Origin of the sequence: Streptomyces sp. SID10853, from assembly GCF_010548145.1 — a bacterium.
Lineage (GTDB): Bacteria > Actinomycetota > Actinomycetes > Streptomycetales > Streptomycetaceae > Streptomyces.
Window position 1 is genome coordinate 1 of record NZ_JAAGLN010000222.1, and the last position, 11,609, is coordinate 11,609.

Consider the following 11,609-nt stretch of genomic DNA (forward strand, 5'->3'; position numbering starts at 1 on the left):
ATAGTGTTTCGGTGGTCATTGCGTTAGGGAAACGCCCGGTTACATTCCGAACCCGGAAGCTAAGCCTTTCAGCGCCGATGGTACTGCAGGGGGGACCCTGTGGGAGAGTAGGACGCCGCCGAACAATCTTTCAACGTCGGCCCCTGAACTTCGGTTCAGGGGCCGACGTTTTTTTATGCCCTGTCACTTGGTGTTCACGTACGCCCCGCAGCATGCAGTCATGAGTACCGCGAGGTTCCTGAAGTCCGCAGGCGTCGGAGTCGGTGACGAGGTCGTCGTGCCGGCGTACGGCGATGCCGAAGCTGCTGCAGCCGTGGTGATGGCCGGGGCCAGGCCCGTCTTCGCCGACATAGATCCCGGGAGTTACTGCCTCGACCCGGATGCGGTCGCTGCCGTACTCACCTCACGTACAACCGCCGTGGTGGCGGTCGCCGCCTTCGGGCACCCGCCGGACCTGGCGCGGATCGGTGAACTCGGGCGTACCCACGGGCTCCTGGTCATCGGACCGGGCGACGCTGTCGCCGCCGCGGACGAAGTCGAGCAACGCCGGTCCCACGCGGCGTACTTGCGCGACCGCTTGACCGGCGTACGCACACCGGTGCCGAACCCGGCCCATACGTACGACCGTTACGTGGTGCGGGTGCCGGGCAACGGGCGTCCTGACCGCGATGCCTTCGCGCAGGCCCTGCGGCGCAGGGGAGTGGGGTGCGAGGTGCCCGTGACGACGCCCGTTCACCGTATGCCGGCTTTCCGGCGTGATGTGCGGCTGCCGGAGACCGAGCGGGCCGCCGACGAGACCCTCGCGCTTCCGGTGCACGGTTCGCTGCGCCGGCGTGAGCTGCAGCGGATGGTCTCCTCCTGCAACGCGCTCGGCGGTCTGCTCCAACCCGCCCTCTGAACAGATGGCTTGGTGCTGACGCGGGGCTGTGGAACGGCGCCGGCGTGCTGGCGGGAAGCACCCTCGACTTCGGGTATGATCTATCTCGTTGCTGCGCCCCAATAGCTCAGTCGGTAGAGCGTCTCCATGGTAAGGAGAAGGTCTACGGTTCGATTCCGTATTGGGGCTCTCACAACGAAAGGCCCCCGCCGGTTGGCGGGGGCCTTTCGCGTATGTGCTACTTGGGCGGTTCCGGAACGCGCATGGCCAGGATCGCCATGTCGTCCGACGCCGGTTCGGCGGCGAACCGCTCCACCGCGCGCAGGATGCGGCCGGCCACCGCGCCGGCCGTCAGACCGGTGCAGGTGCTGAGCACGTCGGCCAGGCCGTCGTCGCCGAGCATCCGGGTGCCCTCGCGGCGCTCCGTGACGCCGTCCGTGACGCAGAGCAGTACGTCGCCAGGTTCGAGGGTCACGGCCTGCTCGTACAGCTCCAGGTCCTCCATCACGCCCAGCAGCGGCTGCGGCTCGGCCGCGGACTCCACGGTGCCGTCCTGCCGCAGCCGCAGGGGCAGCGGATGTCCGGCGCAGACGACCTTGAGGAGGGCGCTGCCGTCCTCCTGGGGCCACAGCTCGCCGTAGAGGAGCGTCAGGAAGCGGCTGCGGGCGCCCTCGTCGAGGATGGCGGCGTTGAGCCGCTCCAGGACGGCGGGCCCCGAGAAGCCCTCCCGGGCGAGCAGCCGCAGCGCGTGGCGGGCCAGGCCGGTGACGGCGGCCGCCTCCGGGCCTGTGCCGCAGACATCGCCGATGGCGAACCCGTAGGCGCCGTCCCGGATGGGGAAGAGGTCGTAGAAGTCGCCGCCGACCTCGTTGCCCTCGCCCGCCGCGCGGTAGATGACCTCCACCTCGACATTGGGGACCTCGGGCAGGCCCGGCGGAAGCAGGCTGCGCTGCAGGGCCTGGCTGATGGCGGTGCGCTCCGAGTACAGGCGGGCGTTGTCCAGCGCGAGTGCCGCCCTGCGCGAGAGGTCCTCGGCGAGTTCCAGGATCTCCTGGCGGAAGTGGTCGTCGGACGGTTTGCCGAGCGTCAGCATGCCGATGACGCGGTTGCGGGCGACCAGCGGCAGGACGACGGTCTCGCCGCCGACCGCGGCGGCCGTGGCGAGCGTGGTGCCGATGCCAGAGCCGAGCGCCGGGCTCGACCCGAGACCGAGGCTGCGCATCGACGACGTCAGCGCCGCCTGGTGCGCCGCCTCGCCGGGAGCGGCCCAGCTCCGGGCGCCCGGGGTCGGGACGGGCTCGGGCGGGCTGATCCGGGAGAGCAGCGCCTTGAGGCCGTCGATGCGCTCCTCGTCCTCGTGCAGGACATAGGAGAGGTACGGCTCCGACGACTGGTCGGCGATGGTGTAGACGGCGCACCAGGCGGCCAGGGTCGGCACGGTCATCTGTGCCATCAGCGCGAGGGTCTGGTCGCGGTCGAGGGTGCCCGCCAGCAGGTCGGACGCCTCGACGAGGAACGAGAGCGAGCCGCGCCGCAGCTTCTCCAGCTCGCCGAGCCGGGCCGACTCGACGGCGAGCGCGATGCGGTCGGCGGCGAACTGCAGACGCAGTGCCTGCTCGTTGGAGTACCGGCCGGGTGCCTCCGTGGAGACGCCCAGGGAGCCGGTGAGGCGGCCCTCGACCTTGAGCGGGACGGTGACGACGGACCGCATGCCCGTGCCGTTCAGCAGGGGGACGGCGCCGGGCACGGCCGCGAGGTCCTCGTGGACGGCGGGCATCCGCGCCGATCCGTACCGTCCGGTGCCGGCCTCGACCGGGACCCGGGCGAAGCGCTGACGGGCCGAGGGCAGGCCGGTCGTGGCCCGTACTTCCAGCTCCGTCTCGTCGTCCGTCGCGAGCAGCAGGAACGCCGCGTCCGCGTCGAGCATGTCCCGGGCGCGCTCGACGGTGCGCTGGAGGAGGCCGTCGAGGTCGTCGGGGGCGGGGGAGCCGATGAAGACCTCGAACGGGTCGGTGGTGCGGTGGTCGGTGAAGGAGTTCGAGTCGTTCTGCGGGGTGCGCGCCGGTGTCTGGAGGACGGCGCGCTCGTAGTCGTTGACCAGGAGACAGACGGTGCTCGGCTCGCCCTGCGCGTCCCGTACCCGCAGGTGGGAGGCGTACACCGGGACGACTCTGCCGTCGGCGGTGCGGATGCCGTAGCTGCCTTCCCAGCGGGACAGCTGGAGGGCGTCGGCGATGCCGGTGCCGGTGCCGGGGGTGTGCGGCCAGGCGGCGAAGTCGGTGAGCTGCTTGCCGACGACCTGGTCCGCGGGGTGGCCGAAGAGCTCCGTCGCGTCCTCGTTCCAGGAGGAGACGGCGCCGGTCGCGTCGATCTGGATCACGGCCACCCGGACGCGTCCGTCGGCCACAGGGAGGAGCTCGGCGGGGAGCAGCGGCCCTGCCGAGCGGGCACCCACCGGGCGCTGCGGCAGGTCGAGTTGGAACCACACCTGCTTCTGGGTGGGTGTGTAGTCGACGCCCCAGCGGGATGCGAGGGCCGCGCAGAGCAGCAGTCCGCGGCCGCCCTCCCGGTCCGGGTTGCCGAAGGACTGGCCGCTGCCCTGGAGCGGGACCTCACGCTCCGGATAGTGGTCGGCGACCTCCACCCGGATGCCTTCGTCGGTCCGCAGGCACAGGACGTCGGCGTTGGTGCCCGCGTGGACCACCGCGTTGGTGACCAGCTCGCTGGTGAGGACGACCGCGTCGTCGACGACGTCGGAATAACCCCACCCCTGGAGGGTGTCACGTACAAAGGTACGGGCGGTCGCTACCGACCGTCCGACCGGTTCGAAACTGGCAGCCGCCCGCGCGGTGATCACAGAACTCCTCGTACGCGTCTCGACGCCCGGCTCTGCCATGTCGGCCCGCCCCTCGCTGCCCGGTGGTAGTACTGGTGCCTCCGCCCCCGCCGGGCGGACCGGGACGGTTGGACAGCCGGATGCCAGGTTACTTACCTTCGCGGTCCGTGCGGATGCCGGTTACGGGGTTTCCGCCCTCAGTGGGCGGGGACGGTATGCAAAGCTGCCGAACTGTTATGGCCTGGTCCTGCCATGGTGAAACACTGGGCAAGCTTCTCGGTACAGCCCCGGGCAGTACGGCCAACCCCTGCGGGAGGGACACGGTGGAGTCTGGCACGGCGGCGCGTGACAAGAACACGCGCGCAAAAAGCGGACAGTCGCCAAAAAAGCGACACCACGGGACAACTGAAGTGGATACCGCCGCCCTGGGCAGACTTCTGACAGCTCTGGCCGCGATGCGCGACGGCAACTTCCGGCGGCGTCTGACGGTCTCGGGCGAAGGCACGATGGCCGAGATCGCGGCCGTCTTCAACGAGGTCGCCGACCGGAATCTCCATCTGACGGGCGAGCTCGCCCGGGTGCGCAGGATGGTCGGCCGTGAGGGAAAACTCACGGAGAGGCTGGAGACGGGCGCCCTGGAGGGCTCCTGGGCGGTCGCGATCGATGCGTCGAACGAGCTGGTGGACGATCTCGCGCGGCCGGTCTCCGAGGTCGGCAGGGTGCTGTCGGCGGTGGCCGAGGGTGATCTGGAACAGCGGATGGACCTGCGCTCGCAGGCCATGGACGGGGTGGAGCGGCCGCTGCGCGGCGAGTTCCTGAAGGTCGCCCGCACGGTCAACAACCTGGTGGACCAGCTGTCGGCGTTCACCGACGAGGTGACGCGCGTCGCGCTGGAGGTCGGCACCGAGGGCAAGCTCGGCGGTCAGGCCCAGGTGCGAGGTATGTCCGGTTCGTGGAAGGGCCTCACGGACTCGGTGAACACGATGGCGTACCGGCTGACCGCGCAGGTGCGTGACATTGCTCTCGTCACGACCGCCGTCGCCCGTGGCGATCTGTCACGCAAGGTCACCGTCCATGTGGCCGGTGAGATGCTCCAGCTGAAGAACACCGTCAACACGATGGTCGACCAGCTGTCCTCGTTCTCATCCGAGGTGACCCGGGTCGCGCGTGAGGTGGGCACGGAGGGCGAGCTGGGCGGTCAGGCGGCCGTGCCGGGTGTGGCCGGTGTGTGGAAGGACCTCACCGACTCGGTGAACACGATGGCCGGGAACCTGACGTCGCAGGTGCGCGGTATCGCGGAGGTCACCACGGCCGTCGCCAACGGTGATCTCTCGCAGAAGGTCACGGTGAGCGCGCGCGGCGAGGTCGCCCAGCTCGCCGAGACGATCAACCAGATGACCGAGACGCTGCGTACCTTCGCGGACGAAGTGACCCGGGTGGCCAGCGAGGTCGGCGCCGAGGGCCTGCTGGGCGGCCAGGCGCAGGTGCCGGGCGCCGCGGGCACCTGGAAGGACCTGACCGACTCCGTCAACACCGTCTTCCGGAACCTCACGACGCAGGTGCGGGACATCGCCCAGGTGACGACGGCGGTCGCCAACGGTGACATGTCGCAGAAGGTCACGGTGAACGTGGCCGGGGAGATGCTGGAGCTGAAGAACACCGTCAACACGATGGTGGACCAGTTGCAGTCCTTCGGTTCCGAAGTGACCCGGGTGGCGCGTGAGGTCGGGGTCGAGGGCCGCCTCGGCGGGCAGGCCGAGGTGCCGGGCGCCGCGGGCACCTGGAAGGACCTCACCGACTCGGTGAACACGGCTTTCCGTAACCTCACCGGGCAGGTCCGCGACATCGCGCAGGTGACGACGGCGGTCGCCAACGGTGATCTGTCGCAGAAGGTCACCGTGGATGTGGCCGGGGAGATGCTGGAGCTGAAGAACACCGTCAACACGATGGTGGCGCAGCTCTCGTCGTTCGCCGACCAGGTGACGCGGATGGCGCGTGACGTGGGCACGGAGGGCCGGCTCGGCGGGCAGGCCCGGGTGGACGGTGTCAGCGGTACGTGGAAGGAACTCACCGACTCCGTCAACTTCATGGCCGGCAACCTCACGTCGCAGGTGCGCCAGATCGCCCAGGTGACCACCGCGGTGGCCCGGGGTGATCTGTCGCAGAAGATCGACGTGGACGCGCGCGGCGAGATCCTGGAGCTCAAGAACACCATCAACACGATGGTCGACCAGCTGTCGGCGTTCGCCGAGCAGGTGACCAGGGTCGCCCGCGAGGTCGGTACGGACGGCAGGCTCGGCGGTCAGGCGCAGGTGCCCGGGGTGGCCGGGGTGTGGCGCGATCTGACCGACTCGGTGAACGGGATGGCGGGCAACCTCACCGCTCAGGTCCGCAACATCGCGCAGGTCGCGACGGCGGTGGCCCGGGGTGATCTGTCGCAGAAGATCGACGTGGACGCGCGTGGCGAGATCCTGGAGCTCAAGAACACCCTGAACACGATGGTCGATCAGCTGTCGTCGTTCGCGGAGCAGGTGACGCGGGTCGCGCGCGAGGTGGGCACCGAGGGGATCCTGGGCGGTCAGGCCGAGGTCCAGGGGGTATCCGGCACCTGGAAGGACCTCACCCAGTCCGTCAACTTCATGGCGAACAACCTGACCTCGCAGGTACGGAACATCGCCGAGGTGACCACGGCGGTCGCCAAGGGCGATCTCTCGAAGAAGATCACCGTCGACGCCAAGGGCGAGATCCTCGAGCTGGTCACGACCGTCAACACGATGGTCGATCAGCTGTCGTCGTTCGCCGAGCAGGTGACGCGGGTCGCGCGCGAGGTGGGCACTGAGGGCATCCTCGGCGGCCAGGCCCGGGTGCGCGGGGTCACCGGCATCTGGGAAGACCTCAGCGACAACGTGAACCTGATGGCCAACAACCTGACCAGTCAGGTGCGGAACATCGCGCAGGTCGCCACGGCGGTCGCCAACGGCGATCTGACCAAGAAGGTGACGGTGGAGGCGCGCGGCGAGGTCGCGCAGCTCGCCGACACCGTCAACACCATGGTGACGACGCTGTCCTCGTTCGCGGACGAGGTGACGCGGGTGGCGCGTGAGGTGGGTACGGACGGCTCGCTCGGCGGCCAGGCGCGGGTGCCGGGGGTCTCCGGTACGTGGAAGGACCTCACCGAGTCGGTGAACTCGATGGCGTCCAATCTGACCGGGCAGGTGCGCCAGATCGCCACGGTCACCACGGCCATCGCCAAGGGCGACCTGACGAAGAAGATCGACATCGACGCCCAGGGCGAGATCCTGGAGCTGAAGACCACCATCAACACGATGGTCGACCAGCTGTCGAGCTTCGCCGAGCAGGTGACCAGGGTGGCCCGTGAGGTGGGCACCGAGGGCCAGCTGGGCGGTCAGGCCCGGGTGCGGGACGTGGACGGCACCTGGCGCGACCTGACCGAGTCGGTGAACGAGATGGCGGGGAACCTGACCCGTCAGGTGCGCGCCATCGCGGCCGTGGCCACCGCGGTGACCCGCGGCGACCTCAATCTCAAGATCGATGTGGATGCGGCGGGCGAGATCCAGGCGCTCCAGGACAACATCAACACGATGATCGCCAACCTGCGTGACACCACCGTCGCCAACAAGGAGCAGGACTGGCTCAAGGGCAACCTGGCCCGTATCTCCGGGCTGATGCAGGGGCGCCGTGAGCTGGTGGACGTGGCATCGCTCATCATGAGCGAGCTGACGCCGGTCGTCTCCGCCCAGCACGGCGCGTTCTTCCTGGCGGTGCCGACCGGTTCGGCCGCCGAGAGCGGCGCGGGCGACGAGAACGCGTACGAGCTGCGGATGCACGGCAGTTACGGCTACTCGGCCGGCTCCATGCCGACGACGTTCCGGCCGGGCGAGACGCTCATCGGCACGGCCGCCGAGGAGAAGCGCACGATCCTGGTGGAGAACGTGCCGCCGGGGTACCTGAAGATCTCGTCCGGTCTCGGTGAGGCGCCGCCCGCCCATGTGATCGTGCTGCCGGTGCTCTTCGACGGGACGGTCCTCGGCGTGATCGAGCTGGCCTCGTTCCAGCCCTTCACGCATATCCAGAAGGACTTCCTCAACCAGATCGCGGAAATGATCGCGACGAGCGTCAACACCATCAGCGTCAACTCGAAGACCGAGGTGCTGCTCAAGCAGTCGCAGGAGCTGACCGAGCAGCTGCGGGAGCGTTCGGCCGAACTGGAGAACCGGCAGAAGGCCCTTCAGGCGTCGAATGCCGAACTGGAGGAGAAGGCCGAGCTGCTGGCCCAGCAGAACCGCGATATCGAGGTGAAGAACACCGAGATCGAGGAGGCCAGGCAGGTCCTGGAGGAGCGTGCCGAGCAGCTGGCCGTCTCGATGCGGTACAAGTCCGAGTTCCTGGCGAACATGTCGCACGAGCTGCGTACTCCGCTGAACTCGCTGCTGATTCTCGCCAAGCTGCTCGCCGACAACGCCGAGGGAAATCTCTCGCCGAAGCAGGTGGAGTTCGCGGAGACCATTCACGGCGCGGGTTCCGATCTGCTCCAGCTGATCAACGACATTCTGGATCTGTCCAAGGTCGAGGCGGGCAAGATGGATGTCAGCCCGACCCGGATCGCGCTGGTCCAGCTCGTCGATTACGTCGAGGCCACCTTCCGTCCGCTGACGGCCGAGAAGGGCCTTGACTTCTCCGTGCGGGTCTCGCCCGAACTGCCCGCGACGCTGCACACGGACGAGCAGCGGCTGCTGCAGGTGCTGCGGAACCTCCTCTCCAACGCGGTGAAGTTCACCGACACCGGGGCGGTGGAGCTGGTCATCAGGCCCGCCAACGCCAATGTGCCGAACGCCATCCGTGAGCAGCTGCTCGAAGCGGGCTCGCTGCGCGAGGCGGACGGGGATCTGATCGCCTTCTCGGTCACCGACACGGGGATCGGTATCGCGGCCAGCAAGATGCGGGTGATCTTCGAGGCGTTCAAGCAGGCGGACGGGACCACCAGCCGCAAGTACGGGGGCACCGGGCTCGGTCTGTCCATCAGCCGGGAGATCGCACGGCTGCTCGGCGGGGAGATCCACGCGGCGAGCGAGCCGGGCCGTGGTTCGACGTTCACGCTGTACATGCCGCTGCACGGCAGCGAGCTGCCGCCGCAGGGGTATCCGCAGCTGACTCCGGGCGGCCTGGAGAGGTCGCCGGGCGGGGCCGACGAGGGGGCGTCGCGGGCCGAAGCGGGCCAGGCGTCCGGCATGGCGCCCACGGACGGCCAGGGCGGTCCCGCGGAGCTGTTCCGCCGGCGCCGCAGGTCGCTGGGACCGTCCGGCGGACAGCCCGCGCTGCCCGCCAGTTCAGGGGTGCAGGCGGCGACCGCGGAGCCGGATACCTGGGCGGAGGAGCCCCAGGAGCCGGCCGAGCCGCGCCGGGTCTTCCAGTTCAACGGCGAGAAGGTGCTGATCGTCGACGACGACATCCGTAACGTCTTCGCGCTCACCAGCGTTCTCGAACAGCACGGGCTCTCGGTGCTGTACGCGGAGAACGGGCGCGAGGGCATCGAAGTCCTGGAGCAGCACGACGATGTGACGCTCGTGCTGATGGACATCATGATGCCGGAGATGGACGGTTACGCGACGACGACGGCGATCCGCAGGATGCCGCAGTTCGCCGGGCTGCCGATCATCGCGCTGACCGCGAAGGCGATGAAGGGCGACAGGGAGAAGGCCATCGAATCCGGTGCTTCCGACTATGTCACCAAGCCTGTGGACCCTGACCATTTGCTCACGGTAATGGAGCAGTGGATGCGCGGTGAGTGATCGATTGATGAGTGAATCTACAGGAGTTGCTGACTGACTGTGGCTGAAGGCGTGTGAGAGGGGCGCATTCGGGGAACCTTCTGGTCTCCCGGCGCGTTTCTGCATACGAGCGCCGTGACATCGCGGTGACATCACGGTGACAGGGTGTGGCGACGGGCGGGGTGCGGTTACCATGACCGGCACAAGGACGGACGGCGTTACGGAGCTGTCCCCTGGGGCGGCGCCCGGTGCACTGCCGGGACGAGGAGGACGGGCCATGGTGCAGAAGGCCAAGATCCTCCTGGTCGATGACCGGCCGGAGAATCTGCTGGCGCTGGAGGCCATTCTCTCCGCGCTCGATCAGACACTGGTGCGGGCATCGTCCGGGGAGGAAGCGCTCAAAGCGCTGCTGACGGATGACTTCGCAGTGATTCTGCTGGACGTCCAGATGCCGGGCATGGACGGTTTCGAGACCGCCGCGCATATCAAGCGGCGGGAGCGGACCCGGGACATCCCGATCATCTTCCTCACCGCGATCAACCACGGTCCGCACCACACGTTCCGTGGCTATGCCGCGGGCGCCGTGGACTACATCTCGAAGCCGTTCGACCCGTGGGTGCTGCGGGCGAAGGTGTCGGTCTTCGTCGAGCTCTACATGAAGAACTGCCAGCTGCGTGAGCAGGCGTCGCTGCTGCGTCTCCAGCTCGACGGCAGCGCTCCCGCGGTCGGTGACGCCAAGGAGCCCGCCGGGCTCCTCGCCGAACTGTCCGCGCGGCTCGCGGCAGTTGAGGAGCAGGCTGAGGCGCTCTCCAAACAGCTCGACGAGGAGTCGGCGGACGCGGCCGCGGTCGCCACCGCCGCCCATCTGGAGCGCAAACTCACCGGTCTCCGCCGGGCTCTGGACGCGCTGGAGCCGGGCACGGGCGGCCCGACTGCCCCGGTGCCCTCGCAGAATTGACGGGCCGTCCGGCGATCGCCGTCCGCTGAGGGCGCGTCACCAAGCGTCACCGCGCGTCAAGAAGGCATGTTCACCCCGGCGACACGAACGGGTGAAGCGGTAAGCACGCGTGTCCGTCGCCGCCGACACAGGTAACCTCGCCTCCATGGCCTCACGTACGTCCGGCAAGGGTTCCCCAGGCGCGGCGGGCACCGCCAAGCCGCGTGCCGGCCGTACCGGCCCAGCCAAGAAGGCAGCTCCGGCGAAGAAGACCGCCGCGAAGAAGACCGCCCCCGCGAAGCGCGCGCCCGCCAAGAAGGCGGCGGCGAAGCCCGCACCGAAACCGGCGCCGTCCCCCACCGGAGGCGTCTACCGGCTCGTACGGGCTGTCTGGCTCGGCGCGGCCCACGGCGTCGGCGCGATGTTCCGCGGCATAGGACGCGGCGCGAAGGGGCTCGACCCGGCCCACCGCAAGGACGGGGTGGCGCTGCTGCTGCTCGGCCTCGCGCTCGTCATCGCGGCCGGCACCTGGTCGAATCTGCACGGACCGGTCGGTGATCTCGTCGAGATGCTGATCACCGGCGCCTTCGGCCGGCTCGATCTGCTGGTTCCGATACTGCTGGGAGCCATCGCCGTACGGCTGATCCTCCACCCGGAGAAGCCGGAGGCGAACGGCCGGATCGTGATCGGGCTGTCCGCGCTGGTCCTCGGAGTGCTCGGCCAGGTCCACATCGCCTGCGGCGCTCCCGGGCGCGGGGACGGCACATCTGCCATGCAGGACGCCGGCGGGCTGATCGGCTGGGCCGCGTCCAAGCCGCTGATCTTCCTGATGGGTGATGTCCTCGCCGTACCGCTGCTCCTGCTGCTGACCGTCTTCGGGCTGCTGGTCGTCACGGCCACCCCCGTCACCGCCATCCCGCACCGGCTCAAGGCGCTCGGGGCCCGGCTCGGTATCGTCGACCCCGAGCCCGCGGGCGCCGAGCAGGACGAGCAGGACGACGAGCGGTACGAGGAACAGTGGCGCGAGTCGCTGCCGGCCGGCCGCCGCACGGCCGCACCGCGCGGCCGCACCGCCGAGGTGTACGACGCCGAGGCCGCCGAGGAGCAGGCACTCACCAAGCGCCGTACCAAGCCGCGCAGGCCATCCGTGCAGCCGGCGCCCGGCCGGCC

The 11,609-nt window shown here is 69.2% G+C and carries 4 protein-coding genes, 1 tRNA gene, 1 rRNA gene and 1 pseudogene; 6 read left to right on the plus strand and 1 reads right to left on the minus strand.

The genetic code is table 11. The annotated features are described in order from the left end of the window. The first annotated feature begins 7 nt into the window (after window positions 1–7). The 3 genes from rrf to G3I19_RS29290 all read left to right on the plus strand — a co-directional run bounded on the left by rrf (window position 8) and on the right by G3I19_RS29290 (window position 1,066). A 5S ribosomal RNA gene (gene rrf / locus G3I19_RS29280) occupies window positions 8–124 on the plus strand. 96 nt (window positions 125–220) lie between these two features. Continuing rightward, window positions 221–898 (plus strand): DegT/DnrJ/EryC1/StrS family aminotransferase, encoded by a 678-nt coding sequence (locus G3I19_RS29285; protein WP_164266739.1) that lies wholly within the window; start codon window positions 221–223, stop codon window positions 896–898. Between the two features lie 95 nt (window positions 899–993). Beyond that, window positions 994–1,066 (plus strand) — tRNA-Thr (locus G3I19_RS29290). Between the two features lie 49 nt (window positions 1,067–1,115). On the opposite strand, the gene G3I19_RS29295 is transcribed toward G3I19_RS29290, so the two are convergent. Then, complete coding sequence (locus G3I19_RS29295; RefSeq protein ID WP_164266740.1) at window positions 1,116–3,773, minus strand: SpoIIE family protein phosphatase; 2,658 nt, start codon at window positions 3,771–3,773, stop codon at window positions 1,116–1,118. Between the two features lie 263 nt (window positions 3,774–4,036). Here G3I19_RS29295 and G3I19_RS29300 point away from each other — a divergent pair, with 263 nt between their 5' ends. From G3I19_RS29300 to G3I19_RS29310, 3 genes and pseudogenes are all read left to right on the plus strand, one after another. Beyond that, window positions 4,037–9,523, plus strand: coding sequence for a HAMP domain-containing protein (locus G3I19_RS29300; RefSeq protein WP_164266741.1), 5,487 nt, complete (start codon window positions 4,037–4,039; stop codon window positions 9,521–9,523). Window positions 9,524–9,779: 256 nt separating this feature from the next. After that, a complete protein-coding gene (locus G3I19_RS29305; protein ID WP_164266742.1) occupies window positions 9,780–10,460 on the plus strand; it encodes a response regulator in 681 nt (226 codons plus the stop codon). A gap of 145 nt (window positions 10,461–10,605) precedes the next feature. After that, window positions 10,606–11,609, plus strand: a pseudogene (locus G3I19_RS29310) (cell division protein FtsK); the annotation flags it as partial.